Here is a 24,899-nt window from a genome sequence, read left to right on the forward strand (position 1 = left end):
CAGCCAGCGGCCGTGGTCACCGCTGCGGTACAGCCGCGCCCCTGCGTGATGCGGGTCGGGTACGAAGGCCTGCGCGGTGCGCTCGGGGTCGTTGATGTAGCCGCGGCCCACGCACACGCCGGAGAACACGATCTCGCCGGGGGCGCCCAGCGGCACGAGGGACAGGTGCTCGTCGACGATGTGGACGCGCACATTGCTGACCGCGCGGCCCAGCGGGACCCGCTCCCCGTCGGGGGCGCGGTCCATGATCTCGTGGTTGGTGTCGTCGGAGGTCTCGGTCAACCCGTAGGCGTTGACCAGGCGGATGCCGGATTGGGCGGCGAACCAGCGCACTGCCAGCTCCTTCTTCAGCGCCTCACCGGTCACCGACACACACCGCAGGTGCGGCAGCTTCTGCGGATGCCGCTCAAGATGGGACAGCACCACTTCCAGGTAGGACGGCACGACCTGGAGCACCGCCACCTCACCCTGGGCCACCGTGTCCAGGAAGCGGGGGACGTCGAGGATCACCTCCTGCTCCACCAGCAGGGTCCGCCCGCCCACCAGCAGGCCGGCCACCAGCTGCCACAGCGAGATGTCGAAACACTGCGGCGCGGTCTGCGCCACCACCTGCCCCTCACCGATCCCCAGATCATCGATCTTGGCGAAGAGGTGGTTGAGCATCCCCGCGTGCTCACACATCGCGCCCTTGGGCTCCCCCGTCGAGCCGGACGTGAAGTAGATGTAGGCCAGCTGGTCGGAGGCCACGGCGACACCCGGATCACCGTCGGCGTGATCCTCCTGGTACGCCGCGTCGACCAGCAGCCTGTGCACCCCGGGCAGCGAGGTGAGGGCCTCGTCCAGCCCGCGGGTGCTGCCCGGTTCTGTCAGCACCAGGGCACACCCGGCGCGCGAGAGCGTGGCCGCGATCCGCCCCGCGGGGAAATGGGGCTCGACGGGCAGATACACACCTCCCGCCTTGAACACCGCCAGCACCGAGGCCAGCCAGTCCAGATTGCGCTCCATCACCACCGCGACAACGTCCTCACGGCCCAGCCCCCTGGCCAGCAGCGCCCGCGCCAGCCGGTTCGCCCGCGCGTTCAGCTCCCCATAGGTCCAGCGCACATCGCCGTGGACCGCCGCGACCGCATCCGGATGCTTCCGCACCCGCTCCTCGAACACCTCATGCGCCCGCAGCTCCGGCAACTCCCGGCGGGGCCCGGCCAAACCCTCCATCTGGAAGCGCAGCTCCTCGGCCGACAGCAGACTCTGCGCCGCATGTCCGGCGTCCGCGTCATCGGCGATCCGGGCCAGCGCCGACAGGTGATAGCCCGCGATCCTCCCGGCGCACTCCGCATCCAGCACATCGGTGCGACAGCCCACGCGCAGCACCAGCCGCCCGCCGGCGTCAGAGACACCCACACCCAGCACCGCGGACCCCGGCAGCCCGCCCTCGGCGGTACCGGTCGCCTCGGCGACCGGGTGGAACACCGCCTCGAAGACCGGTCCGGGCACCCCCAGCTCCCGCCGGAGCTCATCGACCGGAAAGTCCGGGTACGCCAGCAGTTCCGACTCCACGAGGTGTGTCCGGTGGACCAGCTCCCGCCACGAGCCGGGTTCCGTCGACAACAGGCACGGCAACGGACCGTCGCCCCTGCCTGTGACGTAACCGGTCACCACCTCACGCTCACCCGACAGCGCCGCCAGCACCCGGGCATGCGCCGCCAGCACCACCGCGCCCAGCGGCAGCCCCCACTGCCCGGCGAGCCGCCGCAACACCCCCGCCACCTCGTCCGGTACCGTCACCGCGCATTCGTGCACGCCCGCCACCGGATCGAGCGTCCACCGCGGTACGGCGGTGACGCCACCGGCGATCAGCACACCCCGCCAGAACTCCCGGCCGGGTTCCGTCTGCGTTCCCATCGGCTTTCCCATCCCGCTCATCCTTGACAGGGCGCTACGGGCCGGCAGTGGGTGTCCTGCGTCTCCGTCGCGGGGTTTCCGCCCCACCGGGCGTGCTGCGGCACTTCTTCGCCTTTCATGAGGAAGGAGTCGGTGGCGAGCACCGCGCCGTCGCCCATCGTCACGCCGTAGTGGACGTGGGCGCCGACTCCGAGCGTGCACCCGTCGCCGATCGTGCTGCGGTCGGACTTGAAGGTGCCGTCCTCCTGCGAGTGGCACTGGATCTTGCTGCCTGCGTTGAGCATGCAGTCGTTCCCGACGGTGGTGAGCGTCCGCTCCGTCAGATAGCAGCCGTCGTCGAAGACCCGCTTGCCGAGACGGACCCCCAGCAGTCGCCAGATCATGTTCTTGAAAGGGGTGCCGTTGAAGACGTTCAGGTACTCGTCGGGCACCTTCCACAGGCGCTCGTGCCACCAGAAGTACGGGTCGTAGATGGAGCACAGCCGCGGTTGCAGGGCGCGGAACGCCGCGATGCCACGCTCCACCAGTACGTAGTACAGGGCGGTGAACGCGAGCGTGACCACCAGGGACGCCGCGATCACCAGCTGCCCGACGATGCCGTACAGATCGAGGGCCGCGAGGCCGACCACCGTGAGCACGAAGACGTACACCCAGCGGACGAACAGGAAGAACATCATCGAGCGGATGTTGTAGCGGTTCTTCGCCCCGAGATGGCGGCCGAGTTCGTCTCCGGCCCTGAGATGGTCGAACCGGGAATCGCGCTCCACCGACCTGGGAATCTCGAAGCACGGCGAGCCGAGCAGACCCACGCCCTCGCGGACCTCGCCGTCGAGCGGAACCATCACCTTCGTCGCGAGGAGGCAGTTCTCACCGGTCCTGGCCCCAGAGGGATAGGCGATGTTGTTCCCGAGGAAGTTGTGTGCCCCGATCGATGCCCGGGACACACGGAAAGAGGTGCTCGAGAAGTCCGCATTCACGATCGAAAGCCCGTCGGCGATCATCGTCCCGCTGCCGACGGAGCTCAGATAAGGCGTCTCGTGCTGCACTTCCGTGCCGAAGTTCGAACCTGTCTGCTCGACCCTCGACAAGTCGTACCCGAGCCCGCGCAGGTAGTGAACGATGTAGGAGCTGTCACCGAACAGCCATTTGAAGAACTTGATGTTCGTCATCCGCGCGATCGCACGGTGCACCGAGTAGTGGAAGCCGTACAGCGGATAGACCCTGTCCGGCTCGACCATCAGGTTGAGCAGCCGGGGAACGGTGAACAGCGTGACGAGACCCAGGACGACACTGCCGAAGAACAGCATGGCGGAAAGGGCCAGCGCGTCGACGTAGAGCGGAGCCGCTGTGAAGCCCACGCTGCCCGGTTGCAGCACTCTGCCCACCGCCGGAATCGCGGTCAGCAGCATGTACGCACCCCCGACCGTCAGTGGTACGTACAGCAGGAACATCTGGAGCACGGTGACGAGGCCGTATCCGAACCGGCGCAGCGAGCCGCAGGCCGCCGACGCGACCCGCACGTAGTCGACCTCGGTGCGCTGTGCCGGGGATCCGTGCCACCGCTCGTCCGCCGGGACCGCCTGACCGCTGTACAGCGCGGACGTGTGGCCGAGCTGAGACCTGTCGCCCATAGACGTGTCGATGTCGAGCACGGTCTTCTCGCCGACGAAGACGTTCCGGCCGAGGGTGACCCGGCCCGTTTGGATATGCCCGGCGTGGGCCCGGTAGCAGAGGAGGTACGCCTCCTTGCGGATCACCGTACCGGCGCCGATCGTGAGCAGATCGGTGCAGACCGGGACGGTGCGCGAGAGGATCGTGACGTCCTTGCCGATCCGCGCGCCGAGGGCCCGCAGATACAGCACATAGAGCGGGTTGCCGACGAGGAAGACCATCGGGTTGGCGTGGACCAGCACCTTGACGGTCCAGAAGCGCAGATATGTCAGTCCCCAGACAGGGAATTCGCCGGGCTTCCAGCGGCCGACGAGGATCCACTTGGCCACGATCGGGAAGGTGCACAGGGCAACGAAGGCGGCACCACCGAAAACGGCCGACCTCAGATAGATGTCCACGATGTCCGATCCGGCGGACACCCACTCGTAGCCGCGGGCGGCGACGACTCCGGTGACGACGGAATATCCGACGAAGAACAGGAACTGTGCGACCCCGCACAGCACGTACCGCAGCGTTCCTCCGGGAGGTGCCGCGACCTCGGGCGATGCAGCGGCCGGAATATCGGCGACCGGTGCAGCGGCGGGGGAGGGGGCCGCTTCGACGAGAGCCGTCGCCAGGCTGCGGATCGTGGGAAAGCGGTAGATGTCCTTCATCGACGCGGACGGCAGATCCGCCCGCTTTCTGACCCGGGCACAGAATTGTGCCATCACCAGCGAGTTGGCGCCGAGGTCGTCGAAGAAATGACTGTCGACCGGTACCTGCTCGACGCATACAACGCCGGCGAGAACCTCGGCGAGTTCTTTCTCGGTGTCTGTCGTCGGGCCGGTGTATCCGCGCTTGGTCAGCGCTGGTTCATCCGGCCCGGGCGTCAAAACCTCGACAGATTTTTCCACCATGCGAGCTCCTTGCGGAATTTCGACCATCATCGGCCACTGTGGCCGGGCACCCGGTGCCTCCGCGCGCCGGCAACGGCCGGAACGAGCAATCCGGAAGCCACGAGGTCGTGAGCTCTTTCCTCGTCAACAAAACCACTACGTCCAGTCTCCGCCGACGATCGCCGGGTTGCCACTCGGACTCGCCCGCCCGGGCGTGTCGGCACTATCTCCCCGTACGGATGACACTCAGTGTCGAATGCGCGAGGGTCGGGGCGGGAGTGCCTGACGGAAAGGGCTTCATGCCGTTCCCCGTGGCCTGGCGCCAAGTACCGGTGAGGGAATATGGGTTGGTCCTCGGCGTTACTCCGAAAGGGGGGAGCGGGAATCTCACACCGGGGTCCGGCCGGGCCGCGCAGGGCTTTGACCTGGTGCGAGGGCGGGACGAGCCGGGGCCTGAACCGCTCAAGCAGGCCAATTCACGGTTCGCGTACTCCACGAGGGCCAATTACGGCCCTCGGAGGTGTCTTACGCCGACGCAGCGTGCACCAAGACATATGCAGGGAATGGCGAAGGTGGCTGTCTCCCGCCCATCCGCTATGCGTGTCAGCAGCGTTTGTCGTCCTGGAGATGGAGTGGTGTGCGATGGCCGGAACCGGCGATGCAGTCAGCTGCCCGTTCGATTACAGCGAGGGCCTGGAATTCGATCCCGCGCTCGCGGAGCTGATGGCCCGTGGTCCCATCACGCGGATCCGGCTGCCGTACGGCGACGCGGACGCCTGGCTGGTCACCGGATTCGACGGGGTGCGGCAGGTGACCACAGATCAGCGGTTCAGCCGTGCGGAGATCATGGGCTACGACTATCCCAGGCTGACGCCGGAGCCGATCGTCTCCAAGGAGTCCATCAATGTGATGGACCCGCCGCACAGCAGCCGGCTGCGCCGGCTGGCGTCGCACGCTTTCACCAGGCGGCACGTGGACGAGATGCGGCTGGCGATCGTCCGGCTCGCGGACGAGCTGCTCGATGAGATGGCGGAGCAGGGACCGCCCGCGGACCTGGTGCACCACCTCTCGAACCGGCTCCCGCAGCACACCATCAGCGAGGTGCTCGGTATCGCTCCCGAGGACCGGCCCCGGATGCAGCAGTACGTGCATCAGCTGCTCGGCACCGGCGCGGACACGCAGCAGTCCGAGGCGACCGCCAAGGCGGAGCTGAGGGCGTACTTCGGCGAACTGGTCGGCCGGCGACGGCGCGCACCAGGAAAGGACCTGATCAGCGCGCTGGCGGCGGCCAAGGAGGGCGAGGACGCACTCGACGACCAGGAACTCGCGGTCATGGCGCTGACGCTGATGCTCAGCGGGCATGACACCGGCTCCTGCCAGATCAGCAATGTCGCCTACCTCCTTCTGACCCGTGCCGAGCTCATGGAGCGGGTCAGGAGCCGGCCGGAGAGCCTGACGGCCGTCCTGGACGAGTTGCTCCGTTTCATCCCCTTCCGAAAGGGGGTCGGGATTCCCCGGGTCGCCCTGGAGGACGTGGAGATCGGTGGGGCACGGATCCGGGCGGGTGACTTCGTACACGTGTCGTATCTGACGGCGAACCGCGACCCGGAGCGCTTCGCCGATCCCGGCACCATCGACCCGGACCGCCCTTCCGCGCCCCACATGACCTTCGGCTGGGGCGGGCACCGGTGCATCGCCGTGCCACTGGCGATGGCGGAGCTGGAAGTGGCGATCGGCCGGCTGCTGGAGCGCTTCCCGGACCTCCGGCTGGCGGTACCCGCGGAAGAGGTGCGGTGGGACACGGAAACCATCCGGCGCTTCCCGACCGAGCTGCCGGTGGCCTGGTAGGAGCGATTTTCTGTCGCCCGGTCGCTGCGCCGGGCGGAGCCATCCCAGATATTCGAACAGACGCATCATTTCGGCCGGGGCCGACACCTGCCCGCGCGCGCCATCTGCTCGACGCCCAGCTCCGGCTGCATCAGGCCCGAGCCCGGTACCGGTCCCTTCCCCACGCGGGGGAGGGGCCGTACGCCTGTCATGTCGTGACTTCCCGGCCCGGCCGCCATCTGTCAAGTCCCGAGAGCCAGGGGCGTGACGCGGGCCGTCTGCCGGGGGCTTCATGGAGACGTGGGCCCATGTGCAGCAGACGGTCCACTGCCGAGGGGCCCGTGTGATCACCGGCAGGGGTCGTCCGGCCGCCTCGTCGCCCTGCGTCGTGGGGCAAGCATTCGTGATCCACTCCGCCCGCCCGTGAAGCACATAATGGCAACAGGGAGGGCAAGCGAGGACAAAAGTAATTTTCCCGATGCCCTACGTCTGGGGGAGAACGCCGTGAGCTCCATACCTCCCCGGTCCGAGCGCCCCACCGGCCCTCCGACCGGTCCGCTGTCCGGTCGGCCGTCAGGTGAGCAGCCGCTCGGAACGCCGGGGCCCGCGCCCCCACCCGAGCCCGCGCCGCCCCCCGGACCTCCGCCCCCTCCCGACCCGCCCCTCGGCGAACCGGGTGAGCCGGGTGGGCCGGGTGGACATCGCGGAGGGACGCCGTCGTGGTGGCGCGCGCGCAGAACCCTGCTGAGTGCCAGCACCGCGGTGGTCATGGTGATGGCGGTGTTCTTCGCCTTCTCCCTCATGGGCGGCCAGAAGAGCAGCGCAGGCGGTGAGGTCTTCCTCGAGACCGCGTCGGTGACCGGCCCGGATCCGTTCACCCCGTCGACGGCCAGAGAGGGCGAGCCCCGGCCCCAGGCACCTGATACGTCAACTGCCGGCGTGAACGGCAGACGAACCGTCGAGGTCGACGGTGCACACCCGGGCCTGTACGGAGGCACGAAGAACGTCGCGAGTTGCGACGTCGAGAAGCAGATCACCTACCTGACCCAGAACAAGGACAAGGGAAAGGCCTTCGCCGACGCCCTGAACGTCCGGCAGCCCGACATCCCGTCCCACCTGCGGTCGCTGACGCCCGTTCGGCTGAGCTTCGACACCAGGGTCACCAACCACGGATACAGGAACCACACGGCCACCAGCTACCAGGCGATCCTGCAGTCCGGCACCGCCGTCCTTGTCGACAACCGCGGCGTACCCCGTGTCCGCTGCGCCTGCGGCAACCCCCTGACCCCGCCCGTCGCCGTCAAGGGTGCGCCGAAGTACGCCGGTCGGCAGTGGTCGTCGTTCAAGCCCTCCGCCCTCGTGGTGGTCACACCGGCCGCCAAGCCGATGAAGACCCTCACCTTGTTCGACCAGGAGCACAAGGGTTGGATCGCACGCCCGAGCGGAGACCAACTGGCCAGTAACGACCAGAAGGTCCCTCCCCCGAAGGGCCAGCCGCCCGAAACGCCGTTCCCGGTCCTGCCCCCGCCTTCTTCCACCGAGGAGCCTTCGGGCGACGACGGATACGAGGAGTTCCCGAACCGGAACGAGGAGGACCAGCCGAAGCAGAAGGACGAGCAGCAGAAGCAGGACGAGCAGGAGAAGAAGGAGGACCAGGAGAAGAAGGAGGACCAGGAGAAGAAGGACGACCGGGAGAAGAAGGACGAGCAGGAGAAGAAGGACGAGCAGAAGAAGGACGACCAGGAGAAGAAGGACGACCGGGAGAAGAAGGACGACCAGGAGAAGAAGAAGGAGGACCAGGAGAAGAAGGACGACCGGGAGAAGAAGGACGAGCAGAAGAAGGAGGACCAGGAGAAGAAGGGCGACCGGGAGAAGAAGGACGAGCAGAAGAAGGAGGACCAGGAGAAGAAGGACGACCGGGAGAAGAAGGAGGACCAGCAGAAGAAGGACGAGCAGCCGAAGCAGGAGGACCAGCCGAAGCAGGACCAGCCGAAGCAGGACCAGCCGAAGCAGGACCAGGAGAAGCAGGACGAGCAGCCGAAGAAGCAGGACGAGCAGCCGAAGCAGGAGGACCAGCCGAAGCAGGACGAGCAGCAGCAGAAGGAGGAGGAGAAGCCCCAGGACCAGCCTCAGCCCCAGGACCAGCCGGCGGATCGGCAGCAGTCCTCGATCCAGCCGCAGCCCCAGGATCAACCGCAGCCCCTGGACCAACAGCCGCCCCCGGTTCAGCCGGAGCCTCAGGACCAGTCGCCGTCGGACTGACAGCCTGGGCGGGCCCACCGCAGCTCGCCCGCGGTCCCGCCGAAGCCAAGACGGAGGGCCGGACCCAGTTCCACTGGGTCCGGCCCTCCGTATCCGGCACTCGCGCACATCATCGGTCTGATCACGATGGGCACGGCCTTTGCTGCGCCTCGCTGTCGATCACGCTTCCCCAGCCGTTGCACCTCCGGCACTCGGCAGCCAAGCCTGGATCGGAACGCAGAGAGCGGGCGACCGCCGCCATGCTGCGCCGTCGCCGGCGAGCAGCCGAGTACCTCGCATGGAAACCGCATGTAATGCTGGCCTAGAGGTAAGCCGCTGTTCTGCAGGCCGGCCCGAGGAGCGGACATGGATGGCGCCGACCCCGGCAGGGGAACGATCCCCGTGTTCGGGTTCCCGGCACGGGCTGGTGCCCTGCTGGGCGTAACGCTGGAGGACATGAAGGCGCCCGCCCTCGTGGTCGACGACAAGGGGCTCATAGCCGGGGCCAATGGTGCGATCCAGGCTTTGCTGAAGAGAACCGCCGAGGAGCTTGCAGGGCAGGACCTGCACGACCTGCTGCACCGGGACCGTCATGGGCAGATGGTGCCGCGCGCCCGATGCCCGATCAGGGAGGCCCTCGCCGCGGGTGTCACGAGGCACGGTGACCTGGAGTGGTTCTCTTCCGGAGACGGTGCTCTTCTTGGGCTGTCCTGGTTTCTGACCCCGTACGCCCTGGGCCCGGAAGAGAGGGGCGCGCTGGTGCTCCTCTACCGGTCGGGGGAGAGGGCGGATGCCGACAGCAGGAGGGACGGTACGTCCACATCGCTGACGGAACTCGATCGGCTGGCCTTGCTCGCGGAGACGACCACGCAGGTCACCTCGACACTCGATGTGGACGAGGCGCTGCACCGGTTGGCTGCCCTGACCGTGCCCCGGCTGGCGGACTGGGCGGTCGTCGACCTGATCACCGAGCGGGACGAGGTGCGGCGTGCCTTGGTGGTGCACCACAAGGACGGGGCGCTCATCGAGCGCCAAGACCTGCAAGGCCCGATGCCGCCGGTGCCGCAGAAGTCCCCGATGCCGCTGTCACGGGCCTTGCGCGGCGCCGCCTCCAGCCTTGCCGGCCCCTCCATCTACCAAGGGGAGCCCGACTCCGGCATAGCCGTCGAGCAGCACCGCCTGTTCGCCGAGACGGGCATGCACTCCGCGGCCATCGCCCCGATCCGGGGGCTGCGGGACGTACTCGGCGCCCTGACCCTCGGCCGTTCGGATTGTCCCGACGCCTTCACCGCCGCCGACCTGCCGCTCCTGGAGGACCTCACCCGTCGCGCGGGCCTGGCGCTCGACAACGCACGCCTCTATCAGCGGCAACGCAAAGTCGCCGAAACCATGCAGCGCTACCTGCTGCCGACGCTGCCCACCGTGCCAGGACTCCAAATGTCGGCCCGGTACCTGCCCGCTCCCGACGCCTCGCAGGTCGGTGGCGACTGGTACGACGCCTTCACGCTGGCCGACGGGGCAACCGCCCTGGCCATCGGGGACGTTGTCGGACACGACCTCGATGCCGCCGCCGGTATGGCTCAGGTGCGCAACATGCTGCGCGCGTTCGCCTGGTCGGAGCCCGAGTCACCCAGCTGCGTGGTCGCACATCTCGACCAGGCCATCATGCACATCCCGGAGGTTCCCAGAGCGACCATGGTTCTGGCACGCCTCGTCCGGGAGGACGACGGGCTGTGGCGACTGCACTGGACGAACGCCGGACACCCGCCACCACTGCTGATCACCCATGACGGCCAGGCCCGGTTCCTCACCGACGCCCACGGCATACTGCTCGGCACGGGCATCACCAGGCCCCGCACCGACGCCGTCACGGACTTGCCGCCCCAGGCAACACTCGTGTTCTACACCGATGGCCTGGTCGAAGCACCCCGCCACTCCATCGACCTGGGACTCAACCGACTTCGCCGGTACGCCGCCTCCCTCGCCCGCCGGCCCCTTGACTCCTTCAGCGACGACCTGCTGAACCAGGTCAGGCCCACCGGCAACGACGACGACGTCGCCCTCCTCGTGCTGCGCACGCCCGCCCTTCTGGCCGACGGCGGCCCGTCCCGGTAGAGATCGGTGTCAGGAGCGACGACCTGAGGAAGCGGTAGCCCACACTCTGCGTGGCGTCCGTAGGCCCCGATCGGTCAGCGTTCGGTCGGGGCTTCGTCATGTCGGCACCACAGACTCGGGCGCGAGCGAGATCGTGATCGACAACGCATGCGGCACCCTGCGCGGTCGCCGGGGCGCGTCCGCCTGCTGCCGAGTGCCCCGAGCGGGACATCTGTCATACGCGGGATGTGCCCTGGATCAGCCGCTCGCGCCACTGCGGCCAGCAGTCGCGGAGGTAGAGCGTGAACGGGATCCACCAGATCAGGTCGTTCGTCACCAGGATGATCCCCGAGGCGAGGGGCCATTGATGGGTAAGGGCGAGCCACAGCCAGCCCAGTGGCCCGAGGACCTTGCCGGCCAGGCCGACTGCCGCGATCAGAAAACCCTCGCCGGGGCGAAGGGCGACATCCAGGTAGAGCACCCCGTAGAGGCCGAGCACCATGCCGAGAGTCATGAAGATCTGCGGATGGTTCTGCGGTGGCATCTCGGCGAACCGGAACAGCCACTGCGGATCGAGACCGGCGTAGCAGCCCCACACGATGTTGTAGACGCCGGCCGTCAGGAAGACGCCACGATGCAGCCGCTGACGAGGTATCACCACGGTGGCATTATGCCTGGGCGTCGGTAGCATTCGCCCACATGAGCGAACCGGACGTTGTGGTGGTCGGCGGCAGTGGTTTCTACGGACGGTACGTCGTCGCCGATCTGTTGCGCCAACCGGCGGTAGGAGTCACGGTGGTCTCCCGGCGTCGTCCGGATCCGGGGTTCGCCTCAGCGCGCGTCCGCTGGGTCCAGGGCGACCACAACGAGCCGCACGAGCTGCGCCGGGTCGTCGAAGGCGCGGCGGCGGTCGTGCACTGCGCCGGCCCCTTCCAGTCCTTCGGGACCCATGGCACCTCCGCGGGCCACCCGTGGGGACCGCTGAAGGCGGCGCTGGAGGCCGGTGTTCCGTATGTGGACATCTCGGAGGACCACGCCTTCCGGCGCGGTGCCTGCGAGCTGGCTCGGTCGGCGACGGTGCCCGTGCTGACCGGCGCGTCGGTCGTACCCGGACTCCAGGCGCTCGTCGTCGCCGACCTCGCGCGCGGCCTGGACCGCGTCGACGCCGTCGCCTGCTGCGCCGCTCCCGACACCCGGCGGCACCGGGGCCCGGCGATGTTCGAGGCGATGCTGCACGGCGCGGGGCTCCGGTTCACCGCTCCCCGCGACGGCGTACCCACCCTGGTGCGGGGCTGGTCCGAGCCGGAATGGACCGTCTTCCCGCCGCCCATCGGCCGACGGCTGGTCCACCAGGTCTACGAGATGGCCGACCTGGACGTGCTCACGGACCTCTGCGGTGCCGGCACGGTCAGCTTCAAGGCCGGCACCGAGTTCACCGTCGTCAACCGGGCGCTGGGGCTGTTCTCCGCCCTGCGCGCACGGACCGGGCGTCCGCGCAGCGCACAACGCTGGACTCCACTGGTGCGAGGGGTCTCCTGGCTCGTCGGCCGCTTCGGCGACGAGGCGGGGGGCTTCACCGTCACCGTGACCGGGGAGCGCGACGGGCAGCGGGTGACCCGGCGGCTGGGCATGACCGCGGAGCGGGACGGAGGCCGTATCCCCTCGCTGCTCGCCGGTATCGCCGTCGAGCGGCTGCTGTCGGGGCAGTTGAGCACGCCCGGCCTCGTTCCGCTGCACTCCTGGCTGACGCAGGACGACCTCCGCAAGGCGCTGGCCGAACGGGAGGTCGGACTCTGGTCCGCAACCGACAACGGAGGATGGCAGCCGGTGGGACCCTGACGGCCACTCTGGAATCTGGGCCGCGCGCGGGGCGTTGGTCCGTGGTCCCGCCCTCCGGTCCTGCGGGTGGGTGCGGCCAGGACGACCGCGGTGGCTCGTCGTCCTCCACCGGTCGGCGCGTGGCTCGTCGTCCTCCACCGGTCGGCGCGTGGCTCGTCGTCCTCCACCGGTCGGCGCGCGGCGCCCGGTCCCGCCCGCGGCCGGCGACGGGCTGACGGAAACCGCCGAGTTCCAGGCGGGCCTGCCAGGCGGGCGTTCTCTTGCGTGCCGCCCAGGAGGTTCCGCCGGAGCTACCGGCCACCGGTCACCGGCCACCGGCCACCGGCCGCCGGGACGGCTGACGGTGGCGGTGCAGCCCGGCGCCGGGCACCGTCCCTGGCAGGGCGATCCCGCGTGGTTCACGCGGACACCGGCGCCTTTCTCAGCCGACGGCGTCGAGCAGCAGTTTCGCGGCCACCGTCGCCCCGTCGGTGCGGATCGTGTCGGCCACGGCCCTCGCTCGTGCGTGGGTCTCGGGGGTCACGGCCGTCCTGAGCGCGGCCGACAGGGACTCGAAGGTCGGGGTGGGGCCGTCGTGTGCCGTGCCGATGCCCAAGTCGGCCACGCGGGCGGCCCAGTACGGCTGGTCCGCCCCCTGGGGTACCACCACCTGAGGCGTGCCGGCCCGGGTGGCGGTCGCCGTGGTGCCCGCGCCGCCGTGGTGTACGACGGCGGCCGCTCGGCGGAACAGCGCCTGATGGTTGACCTCGCCGACGGCGAAGCAGTCGTCCTGGTCGTCGATGAGAGCCAGGTCGGCCCAGCCGCGGGAGACGACCGCGCGAAGGCCCTGTGCGCGGACCGCTTCGACGGCCACCCGGGCGAAGTCCTCCGGGGCGCTCACGGGCGTGCTGCCGAAGCCCACGTACACCGGTGGTGCGCCGGCGTCCAGGAATGCCACCAACTCGGCGGGGAGCGGGCGTTCGTCGGTCAGGACCCACGTGCCGGTCTGCACGACGTCGAGGTCCGCCGGCTCCTGCCACGGGGCCAGGATCGGATCCGTGGCCAGCCACGGGCGGTCGGTGAAGGCGTAGTCGCGGACGTTGTCCACCGGTGGCAGGCCGATCGACGCCCGCTGGGTGTTGAGCATCTCGCCGAACATCGCGGTCGCGATCCGGGCGTCCAGGTCCCACAGCGCCCGGTTGTCGGTCACGTCCGGTGGCAACGGCCGGCCCCGCCGCGCGGGCGGGCGGCGGTGCGGCGACGGCAGGCTGACCGGCTGGTGGCTCGCGTGTACGTAGCGGATGCCCAGTTCCTCGGCCACCGACCGCGCGCCGGCCGTGGCCGGCAACGGGCCGGTCGCCACCAGCGCGTCACATCCCTCGGCCGCCGCGGCGACCGTGTCGAACTGCGCGGCCATCAACTCGGCCGCACGCTGCGCCAGGCCCACCGCCGACCCCGGCGTCACCGTGGTCACCAGCGGGCGCACCGGCCGGCCGGTCGGCACCATCTCCACGCCAACCTCGGCCAGGCGCTTCGCGAACTCCTCGTCCGGCGGCGCGCACACCCGCACCTCCGCGCCGAGTTCCTGCAACCGCACCGCGAGTCCCGCTATGGGTTCGAGGCTCCCGCGCGACCCGTACGTCGACAACAACACACGCATTTAGTGATTCTCATTTCCGCAGGTCCTGGCTTCGGTGGGTGATTCTGCGGTACGACCCGGGCCTTGCCGCAAGCCCCCCGGTGCGCTATATGTTGATCATGGAAGGGAGTGAGCACTCGCCTTTCCCTTCATCGCCCGCAGTGGACGGACAACTCCTTGCGAAGCCGCGCCGCGTACGGCGGTAGGTCGGCCCGGAAACCATCCATGCGCACAGGGCACCTAGCTGGTCCATGGTGTTCCTGGCCCGCACCACGGTGAACTGCCCAATGCCGTCCCCGGGGTGATCAGGCCCATGGGGATGGTCTCCCGGAATCGCACGGCTTCGTCCTCGGTCCTCGGGGCCCGTTCCATCGTCAGCCTGGCCTTGAACTTCCCCACCCAGCCAGTGCCTTCATGCGAGCGGCAAGAGGCCAGGTCACAGGCTTAGCCGGACAGCCGGACAGCTGGGACACCAGCGCTGGTCGACCCATCACCGTCGTCAGGGCTGCTTCTGTGTACTCGACGGTTTCCTGTCCACGGATGGTCCACGGGCGCTGGCGCCTTCCCGCATGTGCCGGACGGGGCGGCGGAGCGGGACGAGTCGGGGCGGGGGCTGCTGCTGGTGGAGGCGCTCGCGAAGAGGTGGGTGGTAGGGAAGCGAGCTCGGCAAGATCATGTGGTGCACGTTCACCCTGATGGATGGAGCGGGCCACCGGTACGCGTGCGCGCGTGACGCCGACACGCCGGGCGCCAGTTCCCGGCCAAACGATTTTTCGTTACATGGGGTGCCTTTGGTGATGCCTCGGACTTATTGGTGCATTTCGGATGTCAACATCAACGAGTCCGACCCAGGCAGGCGCATCAGGCACCTGCCGTGAAAGGAGCACGGAATGCGCGTTTCCCGTTTTGCCGCCGCGCTGGGCGTCGCGGCCGCCGTCCTACTGGGCGGCGCCACCGGCGCCAGCGCCGCCACCGCGCCTTCGGTGGTATCGCATGCCACGCACGACCGTGGTCACGGCCACGGTGACGACCACGGGCGCGGCGACCGCGACGGCCGCCGGGGCCATGACCGCGACGACCGCGACGGCCGGCGGGGCCATGACCGCGACCACCGCGACCACCGCGACGGCCGGCGGGGCCACGACCGCGACCACCGCTGGGGTCACCACCGCGACCACCGCGACGGCCGCTGGGGTCACCACCGCGACCACCGCGACGGCCGCTGGGGTCACCACCGCGGGGACCACCGGCACCACTGGGGTTACGACCGCCACGACCACCGCTGACCTCCTTGGGGGTGCCCTCCCGCTGTTGGGGAGGGCACCCCTTCCGCGTCCTCCGCATACCTCCGGCCGCATGACTGACGCGGTCTATCGGACACCCTCGCCCGGCCGAGATCTACGATCCGCTCGATTCCGACCGCAGCGATCTGGAACCGCACATCGGTGTCGTGCAGGAGTTCAACGCGCGTCGGGTGCCGGACATCGGCCGGGGAACCGGTGTGCGACACCCGCTTGAGGAGCGAGGTGGGGCGACTTGGGCCCTGACCTGCGCGATGCCGACTTCAGGGTTTGCTTGCTCCTCATCCCTGCAGGCAGCGGCAGCTCCCCGTGAATCCCGCTCAAGGCCGCCTCGCCCGCCGCACCCGCAAGCTGCTGAGCGGGCAGCAACGCACAGGGACCTTCACCTGGAACGCCGAGGACCGTCTCACCGACGTGACCACACCCGACGGCAACCACCGGCAGTACACCTACGATCCGCTCGGCCGTCGCACCGCCCCAGGCCGACTGCCACACCCAGGCGGAGTACGGCCGGGGCCTACCACCCGTCCATGGCCTCCGGCTACAACCTGGTCTGGTCGGACGACCGCCGATGGTCGCCGTGGACGCCGGTCACACCCGCCTCCTGGTACGAGGCGAATCCCTGGACGACCTCCGCAGCCGCGACATGGGCCTCTGACCGGCAGGGGCGCCTCCGAGAGGCCGGCGGACCGGAGGCGCCCGTCAACCGGAAGATCCTTCTGCCGTATCGTGCCGAATCCTGCCCTGGCGTGCGGGTGTTCTACCGGTGGTTGCGTGACGGACCGGTATCGTCCGGCACGATACGCCGGGCATCCGGCCGGCGCCGAGGAGGATCGTCGTGACCAATCGTCGGCACGTGACCGGCTCGGATGACGGATCGGCATCGCCGCCGTCGGCAGCTCATGGTCCGAGCACGCACGACACGCTGCGCCTTGCGCTGGTGATCGGCGCTCTCGGCGTGGTGTTCGGCGACATCGGGACCAGCCCGATCTACACCCTCCAGACCGTGTTCAACCCGAGCGACCCGCATCCCGTCCCGGTCAGCACGGAGAACGTGTACGGGGTGGTCTCGCTCGTCTTCTGGTCGGTGATGATCATCGTCACGGTCACCTACGTCCTGCTGGCGATGCGCGCCGACAACGACGGCGAGGGCGGCATCATGGCGCTGATCACTCTTCTGCGGCGGTGGAGCGCACAACGGGGGCGGCGGGCCACCGCCGTACTGGCGGCGCTGGGTATTTTCGGCGCCTCGCTGTTCTTCGGCGACAGCATGATCACCCCGGCGATCTCCGTACTGTCCGCGGTCGAGGGGCTCAAGGTCGTCCAGCCGTCGCTGGAAGAACTGGTCGTGCCGATCACCGCGGTGATCATCGTGGCGCTGTTCCTGGTACAGCGCAGGGGAACCGCGGCAGTGGGGCGGGTGTTCGGACCGGTGATGATCGCCTGGTTCGTGGCCATCGGCGCGTGCGGCCTGGTCGGCATCGTCGACCACCCGGAGATCCTCAAGGCGTTGTCGCCGACCTACGCGGTGGACTTCCTGTTCGGCCATTTCGGCACCGCCTTCTTCGCCCTGGCCGCAGTCGTGCTCGCGGTCACCGGCGCCGAGGCGCTCTACGCCGACATGGGGCACTTCGGCCGCCGACCGATCACCCGCGCCTGGCTGATCCTCGTCTTCCCCGCATGCGTCCTCAGCTACCTCGGCCAGGGCGCGCTGATCCTCGCCGATCCGAACAGCATCAGCAGCCCGTTCTTCCTGCTCGTGCCCGACTGGGGACGATGGCCGATGATCCTGCTGGCCACGGCCGCGACCGTGATCGCCTCCCAGGCGGTGATCACCGGCGCGTACTCGGTCGCCTCCCAGGCGGCCCAGCTCGGCTACCTGCCCAGGCTGCGGATCGCGCACACTTCCGAGTCCGCCGTGGGCCAGGTCTACGTCCCGTGGATCAACTGGCTGCTGATGGTCTCGGTGCTCACCCTGGTCTTCGCCTTCCGCAGTTCCACGGCGCTGGCCTTCGCGTTCGGCATGGCGGTGACCGGGACCATCACCATCACCACCCTGCTGTTCTTCTACGTCGCCCGCGCGAAGTGGGGTACACCGCTGTGGCTGATCGGCATCGGCGCCGCCGTGCTGCTGTCCGTGGACTTACTGTTCGTGGCCGCCAACCTGACCAAGCTCGTCCACGGCGCGTGGCTGCCGCTGCTGATCGGCCTCGTCGCGTTCACCGTCATGACCACCTGGCAACGCGGCCGCGAGATCGTCACCGCGGAGCGGGCACGACAGGAGGGCTCGCTGGGCGAGTTCGTCGAAGCACTGCGCAACGGAAAGGCGTCAACGCTCCGCGTGCCCGGCACGGCCGTCTTCCTCAATCGTGGGAAGCAGACCGCGCCACTGGCCATGCGGGCCAACGTCGAGCACAACCACGTGCGACACGATCAGGTCGTGATCCTGTCACTCGAGACCGTGCCCGTGCCCCGTGTTCCGGACGACCAGCGCAGCGTCGTCGACGATCTCGGCTATGCCGACGACGGGATCATCCACGTCACCGCCCGGTTCGGCTACATGGAGACACCGGACGTGCCCGGCGTACTGGCGATGCTCGACCCTGCCACGACGGAGGGGCGGTTGCAGCTCGACGAGGCGTCCTACTTCCTGTCGAAGATCGAGCTTCGGCGCGGCAAGGCGCCGACACTGGCGCCTTGGCGCAAGCGGCTGTTCATCGCTACGTCCTACATCACCGCCGACGCCGCCGAGTACTTCGGCCTGCCCCGCGACCGGACGGTCCTCATGGGCTCGCACATTGAGGTGTGAGCACCTGACCCGGTCACCAGCGCTTTCCTGACGTCCTGGTCCCGGTCCTGGTCCTGGCAGCATGTCGCCGTCGTTGGCGCCCGCGCGACCGATGGCCTTGCCGCTCTTCCGCGCGCTCTCGTGGCCTTCGAGGGGATGCGGTCACGGATGTACTCGCGCTCCTTCGGTGGCAACTCCAGTTGCACGAAAGAGGGTTCGGCCTACGACGACTTCAGGACGACGAGCACTGCCCCGCCCAGGAAGAGCGCCGCTCCGAACAGCGGGTACACCGCCGACCCCGTGATGTGCTGCCACTCGCGTACCCGCGCCGTCTCCGGCCGCCCCGGAAGGTGCAGGACCTCGACTTCGCGCCCGACTACCGGACGGCGACGGCTGCCGTGCGTCGGGGGCGTGAACTCCATCCGCTTGCCCTGCTCGTCGTGGAACGCGACGACGGGCACCCAGAGATGCCCGTCCGAGTCGTCGAGGTGCTGCTCGCCGACCACGACGCCCCGCGTGACGATCCCGTCGCGCCGCAGTCTGCGGACGGCGAGGGCCTCCCGGCCGGCCACACCCAGCAGCAGTACGGCCACTGCGGCGCACACCACCGCCCACGTCACTTCGTTCGCCATCGCCCGCCCCTTTCCGTCGCCACCACGGTAGGGCCACGGCGGCGGCCGTGCCGCCGCGCCGGAGCAGGCACCGTAAAGCCTCCCGGCCGATGCGGATGACGCGTCCGTGCACGCGGCGCAGGCAGGCAGCAAGTTTGCGGAGCGACCAGCGGGTGAAGGGCTGGCCGAGCTTGGTGGGGCGGGTGGTGGCCGTCTGGACGACGAAGTCCTCGTCGTCAGGGGTGAGCAGGCGGGGACGGCCTCCCGCCCATCGAGGGTTCAGACAGGCCAGGCGGATCCCGTTGAACCGGTGGATCACGTCCCGCACCGTGTCCTCGTCGGCCTGGACCAGCTGGGCAATCACCGGGACACGGTTCCCGCCGGCGGACGCGAGCAGCATCATCGCCCGCCGATAGCGCACCGAGTTCACACTTCCCCGGCGCACGATCTGCTGCAGCTTCTGCCCCTCCTGGTCGGTCGGTCTGCGACCCGCACCGCTTCTTCTTCACGACGCTCCGTGCCCACGGAATCATAGAGCGAACTTGATGTATCAAGCACAATTGATGCCTGTCGGGCCGTGGCTGGCCAATGGACCTCTACAGATGTGGGCCCCCTCCCAAGCGCCACGGGAGGGGGCCCACCGCCGGTCGTCAAAGCGTGTCCGTCCAGCGAGATCACTGGGACGGGAGTGTCATCAGTGCCGACCCTTGCTGTTCTTCACGGGCCAGTGCAGAACGTCCCTGATCCGCCACCACAGCTTCCGGGCGCGCGGCGTCTCGGTGGAGTAGCTGGGGCCGAACCAGATGTTGTCCGCACTGCGCCCGAGCGGGATTCCCTCGGGTGGATACCGCTCTGGGGGGTTGTCGACCATAGGGCCTCCTTACGGCTGCCTGGTCCCGCATCCCTTGCGCAGTTCATTGTCGGAGCGGGTCGTCGGGCCCCAGCCGATACCGCTGGCGTAGCCCTTCATCACAGGGTAGTAGGTGTAGGTCCCGCCGCCGTCGTTGCAGTCCGACGACCACCCGTAGTCGATGAAGTTGTTCGTGGTCGAGCGCGAGCTGCGCCAGTTGTTGTAGCCTCGCGGGCCGCTCCAGGAGCTGCGCCACATTTGTGTCTGGAGCTTCTGGGTGCCGAAGGAGCCGCTGCAGACCTGCGACGTCTCCCACTGGAACCACGCGTTGGCGCCGCCGCCGAGAAACTTGACGTCGGAGATGTAGACGGAGCACCTCGCGGCAGCTGGCGCGGCCGGGGCCCCAGCGGGCTTTGCCTCCCCCGCCTTGTAGGTGTACGAGAACAGCTCGCCGTCCTTCGTCTTCCCCCACTCCCCGATCGTCGTCCCCTGCATCACGCGATGTCCTTCGACCATCACGTAGCCGGGCGAGGAGTCCGACGTGCCCGTAACGGGCGGTGCCGCCACGGCAGGGGACGTACTGAAAGTCAGGACAGTGGCCGCGGCTAATCCAACGGCCGCCTTGGACAGGGTCTTTGTTGCACGCTAGGTGTTCCCTTCCGTTGCCTGCCAGGCCGGTCACGCCCGGACAGTAAGGGCACACTAGTTCGACTAGGCTGGCGGATGTGGTGCCCGCGCGTGGATGGCCAGAACGCACCATGCTCACCTGCACCGGACATCACTGGCCGACTCAAAAAACTGTTCCGCCAAGGCAATCCGGCCCGATCGCGTGCTCTGCGACCTGCTCAAGCCGGCAACTTCCGGGAGTTTCGCTGCCCGGGGGTGGGGCTGATGAAGTCCGCTTGAGCGGGAGGTGCCTACACCCTCAATCCGGCCATCTCTTTCCCTTGTGGAACGGCGCTCCGGGATCTGACTCGCACTCTGCCCGAGGCGCTGCCGCAATTGGGAGGGCTGAGGGAGGGCAGGACATCCGGGCCTCCCCGACGAAGCGCTGGTCCGGAACACCATCGAACGTGGCCGGCCGGAACGGCCGCCGATGACGAAGATTCGTCCGGCAATCGAACGACTCCTGTCACATGGGGTACTCACGCGGGAGCCGGGGTAGCTTGGCTACCGGCGGGAGGCTCCACTACCCGGCACGGCGACCTGAGAGACCCCTTCAACTGCTCTGCTGCGCCCCCACTCTGCGTGCGGCGGACCGCGAGGACCTTCGGGCTGCGGACGGGCGTGGCGAGTACGGCACACACGCCCGTCGTGTTGCGGGACATCTGATGCGCATAGGCCACCTCGGAAAGGAGGCCGGCCCGGAGGCGCAGGCCGCCTACCGATTAGATCATCAGAGAGCCGGCCTCGCCGGTCCCCATGAGGTGGCCCGGGGCTACACCTACGTGCGTGAGCACGAGCGAGGAATGTAGGGAGCCATACCGTGTGCTGCGGCGGTCGTCACTTTTAGCTGGTGGGCGCGGACGGTTTCGAACCGCCGAAATCTGCTTTGCAAGTTCGAGCGGACTGGCCTTGGGGAGCACCTGACCGCCTGGCGCATGACCGCTCACGATCGCTCAACGCCGCATCTGTTCGTAGTCGTTGATGTCATGTGGTGATGTCAGGTTGGATAGCTGCGTGAAGCGTGTCGAGGCTGAGCTGTTCACGGACAGTGGCAACAACGCCGTGGTGCGCCTGCCCGGCCGCCGCTTCCCCGGGATACTGATCCAGGGTGACTCTCTCTCCATCCTCCGCAGCGACGTCGCTGAAGTGATGAAGGCCATCAGCCGCGGCGACGTGGCTGAAGCCCGCGAGACCGCCGGCCTTCTCCTGACGGACCTCGACGCGCCGCCCGCGCGCTACTCCGCTGCGCTCGAGGCCCACGAGATTCCGCGGCCTTAGTGACACCGCCTGGGCTCTGAGCTTGGGAATCATCGCGCCTCTGCGGCCCGATATAGCTTCTGACCAGGCCCAACGAGGGCCGGACTCAACCCTGATTGCGTGGTCCAACCCCACTGGCTGTGGTTCCCGCATCGTCGGGCACGCATCGGACACGGTGGGATGACTGCGGCACTGACTCAATGATCCTTGGCACCCCCTGCAACGCTTGCACGACTCCCCCTACGAGCGCACTAGCCTGCACCCTGTTCTCCGAGTTCGCGGGCCAGATCTCAAAAGCGGCCCGCAGGCAGTACCGCCAATCGTGACCGGTCCGCTTGGTCAAGAGCTTCAACCACCCATGATGGTCGACGCCCAGCAGTTCGGCGATGTATACGTTCATCGACTCGATTGAACAATTGAGTCGACGCGCGAAATCCTCAGGATAACGTCCCGCAAATTGATGAAAACCCTTTCTGGTGGCTCGCTTCCCGGCAGGAAGAGAGTGCTATTGGATCGCTTAGCGGCGGGAATCCTATCTCGTTGATCGCGCGAGTCCAGGCTCGCCTGAGCTGACTTCCAGAGGACAGAACCGGAGTCCCCAGGGGCTCAGGAGATGGCCCGGGCTGCTAGCTGGCTGACGCGTGCCTGCCTGGAGGCGGTCTACCCGTGCCGCGGTACATGCCCTACGGTCCATCGCCATGGGTGGGCTTGGGGAGTTTCTAAAGAAGCGTTGGGGCGTCGTGGTCCTCGTACTGGGGATCCTGGCTTGGGCAGGAGACGTGATCGGCCCGCAAGTGTTCATCCTGGCAGCCGCAGCAGCCGTCCTCTACTTCCTTCTGCAAGCGCCGCTGAGATGCATCGCCATGGGGCGGCAAGGGCGGTGCCGCAACAACGCCCAAGGGCTGCTACGCGGGTGCTGGATTCGTGAACACAAGTGGCAAGGCTTGAAGGCACTACGCGGGGCTGGAGGGGAAACTCAGGGGCCGCGTACTGCGCTTATGCAGGACCGACAGCAGATGAGCGCGACACTGGGCGTGGCTGTGGGCGTAATCTCGGCGATCGTCGCGTGTGCGGACTTCATCTTCAAGTGATCGCGCCCTCGTGCCTGCGCTCTCTACAGGATCGCCCGCACTGGGGCCGGCAACCGGCTAGCCGATGAACGGTTCGGCTCGGTCCTCAAGTGCGTGATCAATCCGCATCCGCACCGTGGGGTGAATGTTCAGCTCGTCGAGCCGGTCCGGCCGTACGAACGCGACTTCCTTGCTCTCGCTGCTGGTGCGGAGCTCACCGCCAGTGATCTCCGCTGTGAAGCAGATCGAGAACTGCTGCCGCACCCCGCCGTCGTCGTACGCCATGACGTGCGCGGGGGAGAACGGGGGAGTGGACCCACTACGGGCCTGGCAGGAAGCGCGCACGCTGGCGCTCCCGCCGGCCGTGGTCGCCTCGCCGCTTGCACGGCGCCCGTACGACCTACGGCACTCTGCGCTCTCCACGTGGCTCAATGCCGGGTGGACGCGACCGAGGTGGCCGAGCGCGCGGGCAACAGTGCTCAGGCGGTACGCGAAGTGCCTCGACGGCAGGCAGGAAGTTGCAAATCGGCGGATCGAAGAACTACTGCGAGAGTACGAGTGATCCGTGTTGCGCAGCGGGGCCTACCAGAGCCAGCGGCTGAGGAACTCCGCCCAGATGAAGCCGCGGTAACCCTCGAAAGCGGCTGGGTCGAATTCCTCCAGTTCGGCACCGAGCTTGTTGAGTTCCGCTAGGACGGCTTCCTCCTCGTGCCAATCCGGATTAAGGAGGAGATCACAGGTGTCGACGCGCAGGCCGTAGTGGTGCAGGCATTGCACCCACAAGGTGATCGAGGAGTTGGCGAACCAGGCATCGCCGTCTGGCATGACGTAATAGACGACGCCAGTACCCGGCTCTGCACCGAAGGACCACGTCATGGTCCCTGACGGGAAGGGGTTCCGCTTCTCGGCCAGCAGATAGAGCAGCTCGCCGTCGCCGGTTTGTAGAGTCGGCTCTGCTTCGGGCTGGAAGCAGACGTGAGAGATCAAACCGTGGTCAACGACCGGCACGCCGACGCTGACGAGGACGGTCTTGTCCTGCTCCGGTAGGTGCCAGCGTGAGACGGTCCCGGCCTCTGCCCGCTCGACGTTCCCCTCACCGGCCCAGTCGACCAGATCCTCATGAAGCAGATCCTCGTAGAACAGTGACACGAAGCGCCCCCAACCATCCATTGAGAGGCGGCACCCTACCGCCTGAACCCGTCCGAGGGCCTTCGTCGTTCCCGGGACTGACCTGCGCCGATGCCGCAAGATCCTGTCCACGAATAGTCCACAGCCCCCCGACATACGCCCGCTCCGAGCGGCATACGGCTGCACATACGCGAAGACCCCGTCCCCAGCAGAAGCGCTGATGGCGGGGTCTTTGGGCACCTAATCCAAGGTGCCCCCGGCAGGATTCGAACCTGCGCACACGGCTCCGGAGGCCGTTGAGAACCACTACGTCTTTGCAGGTCAGGCTCTTTCATGGGCTTGCCGAGGCGAAGATCGTCCACAGCCAGTCCACAGCAAACGTTCGCCGGTGCCCGTCCGTCTTCTCGCTGGCCTTACCCCGCCATGAGCGCGCGCGTCCCGCCCTGGCGGCCTGAGGCCGTCTGTGCTCTCACCGCCCAGTGGACCGGCAACCAGCCGCTGACGGTCCTGAGCCCCGAGTCCTGGCACGGTGAGCGCGCCGCCCGCTACGAGACCCAGGACTGGGAGACCGTCACCCGTGCCGCAGCGAGCGCGATTCTCTTCGCTGTGCCGCATGCCGTGAGCTGTTCCGTGATCCGGTCGGGTGTTAGGGGGCGCACAAGGGGCGCACTCCCTCGGTGGTGTGCCCCACTGGTCTGAGCTGATTTGGCAAAACTGCTTCCGCTTCCTGAGGGGTTCCTGAAATCTTGAACAGGGTACAAACACGGGGATTTGTGAAGATCGATTCATAGGCCACCGAGGTGTGGCGCTAGGCAGCGGTCGCCGTTGAGGTGGTCAGTGGGTTCGATCGAGGCGGCTCCCGGTGCGAGGCATTTTGCCTGTCAGGCTAACGCCCTGACGGCGTGACGCCTCTGTTCGCGGCGCCCCGTATGTCGCACGTAAGTTGCGAATCGGTAACAGGGGTTCCCTGCCGTGGCATTTTGTTGAACGCTTAAGCTCCATGAATGAGGGGGGCTCGTGAAGGTTGTCGTGCGTGCCTGGCGGGGGGTCAGGCGGGGGGCTTGGGCGCTTCATTGATCCTGCAGTCACACACGAGGAGACCCGGCTGCACCCCGCTGGGACTGGCAGAGCCACTCCCGCGGCGCGGTCCATGCAGGGTCG

At 68.1% G+C, this 24,899-nt stretch carries 16 protein-coding genes and 4 pseudogenes; 9 read left to right on the forward strand and 11 right to left on the reverse strand.

Features of this window, described 5'->3' with window-relative positions; translation table 11 throughout:
* Positions 1-1,914 (reverse strand): AMP-binding protein (locus tag ACFU5O_RS11270; RefSeq protein ID WP_384238978.1); only part of this gene is annotated, 1,914 nt, incomplete at its 3' end.
* A 5-nt stretch (positions 1,915-1,919) separates the two neighbouring features.
* Positions 1,920-4,469 (reverse strand): Pls/PosA family non-ribosomal peptide synthetase, encoded by a 2,550-nt coding sequence (locus ACFU5O_RS11275; RefSeq protein WP_384238980.1) that lies wholly within the window; start codon positions 4,467-4,469, stop codon positions 1,920-1,922.
* Between the two features lie 621 nt (positions 4,470-5,090).
* Here ACFU5O_RS11275 and ACFU5O_RS11280 point away from each other — a divergent pair.
* From ACFU5O_RS11280 to ACFU5O_RS11290, 3 genes are all read left to right on the forward strand, one after another.
* A complete protein-coding gene (locus tag ACFU5O_RS11280) occupies positions 5,091-6,296 on the forward strand; it encodes a cytochrome P450 (RefSeq protein WP_384239657.1) in 1,206 nt (401 codons plus the stop codon).
* Positions 6,297-7,043: 747 nt separating this feature from the next.
* Complete coding sequence (locus ACFU5O_RS11285) at positions 7,044-8,537, forward strand: DUF6777 domain-containing protein (RefSeq protein ID WP_384238982.1); 1,494 nt, start codon at positions 7,044-7,046, stop codon at positions 8,535-8,537.
* 345 nt (positions 8,538-8,882) lie between these two features.
* Positions 8,883-10,631, forward strand: a complete 1,749-nt coding sequence (locus ACFU5O_RS11290; protein WP_384238984.1) for a SpoIIE family protein phosphatase — start codon at positions 8,883-8,885, stop codon at positions 10,629-10,631.
* A gap of 214 nt (positions 10,632-10,845) precedes the next feature.
* Here ACFU5O_RS11290 and ACFU5O_RS11295 read toward each other — a convergent pair whose 3' ends face one another.
* The gene (locus tag ACFU5O_RS11295) at positions 10,846-11,271 is read right to left on the reverse strand and encodes a hypothetical protein (protein WP_384238985.1); all 426 of its coding nucleotides are present in this window, start codon (positions 11,269-11,271) and stop codon (positions 10,846-10,848) included.
* Between the two features lie 38 nt (positions 11,272-11,309).
* Between ACFU5O_RS11295 and ACFU5O_RS11300 the strand changes: the two genes are divergently transcribed.
* Positions 11,310-12,449, forward strand: coding sequence for an NAD-dependent epimerase/dehydratase family protein (locus ACFU5O_RS11300; RefSeq protein WP_384238987.1), 1,140 nt, complete (start codon positions 11,310-11,312; stop codon positions 12,447-12,449).
* Between the two features lie 421 nt (positions 12,450-12,870).
* Here the strand turns inward: ACFU5O_RS11300 and ACFU5O_RS11305 are convergent, their stop codons facing one another.
* Both ACFU5O_RS11305 and ACFU5O_RS11310 read right to left on the reverse strand, forming a co-directional pair.
* Positions 12,871-14,088, reverse strand: coding sequence for a glycosyltransferase (locus ACFU5O_RS11305; RefSeq protein ID WP_384238989.1), 1,218 nt, complete (start codon positions 14,086-14,088; stop codon positions 12,871-12,873).
* A 917-nt stretch (positions 14,089-15,005) separates the two neighbouring features.
* Positions 15,006-15,341, reverse strand: a complete 336-nt coding sequence (locus ACFU5O_RS11310) for a hypothetical protein (RefSeq protein ID WP_384238991.1) — start codon at positions 15,339-15,341, stop codon at positions 15,006-15,008.
* 536 nt (positions 15,342-15,877) lie between these two features.
* Between ACFU5O_RS11310 and ACFU5O_RS11315 the strand changes: the two are divergent.
* Together ACFU5O_RS11315 and ACFU5O_RS11320 are read left to right on the forward strand one after the other, a co-directional pair.
* Positions 15,878-16,026, forward strand: a pseudogene (locus ACFU5O_RS11315) (diaminopimelate decarboxylase); the annotation flags it as partial.
* A 198-nt stretch (positions 16,027-16,224) separates the two neighbouring features.
* Positions 16,225-18,177: a potassium transporter Kup gene (locus ACFU5O_RS11320; protein ID WP_384238993.1), complete on the forward strand. Its 1,953-nt coding sequence runs from the start codon at positions 16,225-16,227 to the stop codon at positions 18,175-18,177.
* Between the two features lie 200 nt (positions 18,178-18,377).
* On the opposite strand, the gene ACFU5O_RS11325 is transcribed toward ACFU5O_RS11320, so the two are convergent.
* The 4 genes and pseudogenes from ACFU5O_RS11325 to ACFU5O_RS11340 form a co-directional block, all read right to left on the reverse strand.
* On the reverse strand, positions 18,378-18,788 hold the full coding sequence (locus ACFU5O_RS11325; protein WP_384238994.1) for a DUF3592 domain-containing protein: 411 nt from the start codon (positions 18,786-18,788) through the stop codon (positions 18,378-18,380).
* Positions 18,778-19,170, reverse strand: a pseudogene (locus tag ACFU5O_RS11330) (transposase); the annotation flags it as partial. The pseudogene ACFU5O_RS11330 and the gene ACFU5O_RS11325, both read right to left, overlap by 11 nt.
* Positions 19,171-19,461: 291 nt before the next feature.
* Positions 19,462-19,638: a hypothetical protein gene (locus ACFU5O_RS11335; protein WP_384238995.1), complete on the reverse strand. Its 177-nt coding sequence runs from the start codon at positions 19,636-19,638 to the stop codon at positions 19,462-19,464.
* A gap of 9 nt (positions 19,639-19,647) precedes the next feature.
* Positions 19,648-20,115: a hypothetical protein gene (locus ACFU5O_RS11340; RefSeq protein WP_384238997.1), complete on the reverse strand. Its 468-nt coding sequence runs from the start codon at positions 20,113-20,115 to the stop codon at positions 19,648-19,650.
* A 1,182-nt stretch (positions 20,116-21,297) separates the two neighbouring features.
* Between ACFU5O_RS11340 and ACFU5O_RS11345 the strand changes: the two genes are divergently transcribed.
* Together ACFU5O_RS11345 and ACFU5O_RS11350 are read left to right on the forward strand one after the other, a co-directional pair.
* Positions 21,298-21,561 carry a DUF6959 family protein gene (locus ACFU5O_RS11345; RefSeq protein ID WP_384238998.1) on the forward strand — a complete coding sequence of 88 codons (264 nt, stop codon included), beginning with the start codon at positions 21,298-21,300 and terminating at the stop codon, positions 21,559-21,561.
* Between the two features lie 677 nt (positions 21,562-22,238).
* Positions 22,239-22,631 (forward strand): hypothetical protein, encoded by a 393-nt coding sequence (locus tag ACFU5O_RS11350; RefSeq protein WP_384239000.1) that lies wholly within the window; start codon positions 22,239-22,241, stop codon positions 22,629-22,631.
* Positions 22,632-22,688: 57 nt separating this feature from the next.
* On the opposite strand, the pseudogene ACFU5O_RS11355 reads toward ACFU5O_RS11350, so the two are convergent.
* Positions 22,689-22,907: pseudogene (locus ACFU5O_RS11355) on the reverse strand (NUDIX hydrolase); the annotation flags it as partial.
* A 1-nt stretch (position 22,908) separates the two neighbouring features.
* Here ACFU5O_RS11355 and ACFU5O_RS11360 point away from each other — a divergent pair.
* Positions 22,909-23,172 (forward strand): annotated as a pseudogene (locus tag ACFU5O_RS11360) (site-specific integrase); the annotation flags it as partial.
* Between the two features lie 20 nt (positions 23,173-23,192).
* Here ACFU5O_RS11360 and ACFU5O_RS11365 read toward each other — a convergent pair.
* Entirely contained in the window at positions 23,193-23,759 is a 567-nt protein-coding gene (locus tag ACFU5O_RS11365) for an SUKH-4 family immunity protein (RefSeq protein WP_384239002.1), read from the reverse strand.
* Positions 23,760-24,899 lie beyond the last annotated feature (1,140 nt).

Source organism: Streptomyces sp. NPDC057445 (genome assembly GCF_042802855.1).
Lineage (GTDB): Bacteria > Actinomycetota > Actinomycetes > Streptomycetales > Streptomycetaceae > Streptomyces.

What these genes read in the sequence shown, in the direction of transcription:
- ACFU5O_RS11290 (WP_384238984.1), top strand. Translation starts at nt 8,883, where the DNA reads ATGGATGGCGCCGACCCCGGCAGGGGAACGATCCCCGTGTTCGGGTTC.
- ACFU5O_RS11300 (WP_384238987.1), top strand. Translation starts at nt 11,310, where the DNA reads ATGAGCGAACCGGACGTTGTGGTGGTCGGCGGCAGTGGTTTCTACGGA.
- ACFU5O_RS11305 (WP_384238989.1), bottom strand. Translation starts at nt 14,088, where the DNA reads ATGCGTGTGTTGTTGTCGACGTACGGGTCGCGCGGGAGCCTCGAACCC.
- ACFU5O_RS11325 (WP_384238994.1), bottom strand. Translation starts at nt 18,788, where the DNA reads ATGGCGAACGAAGTGACGTGGGCGGTGGTGTGCGCCGCAGTGGCCGTA.
- ACFU5O_RS11350 (WP_384239000.1), top strand. Translation starts at nt 22,239, where the DNA reads ATGGGTGGGCTTGGGGAGTTTCTAAAGAAGCGTTGGGGCGTCGTGGTC.
- ACFU5O_RS11280 (WP_384239657.1), top strand. Translation starts at nt 5,091, where the DNA reads ATGGCCGGAACCGGCGATGCAGTCAGCTGCCCGTTCGATTACAGCGAG.
- ACFU5O_RS11275 (WP_384238980.1), bottom strand. Translation starts at nt 4,469, where the DNA reads ATGGTGGAAAAATCTGTCGAGGTTTTGACGCCCGGGCCGGATGAACCA.
- ACFU5O_RS11285 (WP_384238982.1), top strand. Translation starts at nt 7,044, where the DNA reads ATGGTGATGGCGGTGTTCTTCGCCTTCTCCCTCATGGGCGGCCAGAAG.
- ACFU5O_RS11335 (WP_384238995.1), bottom strand. Translation starts at nt 19,638, where the DNA reads ATGGTCGACAACCCCCCAGAGCGGTATCCACCCGAGGGAATCCCGCTC.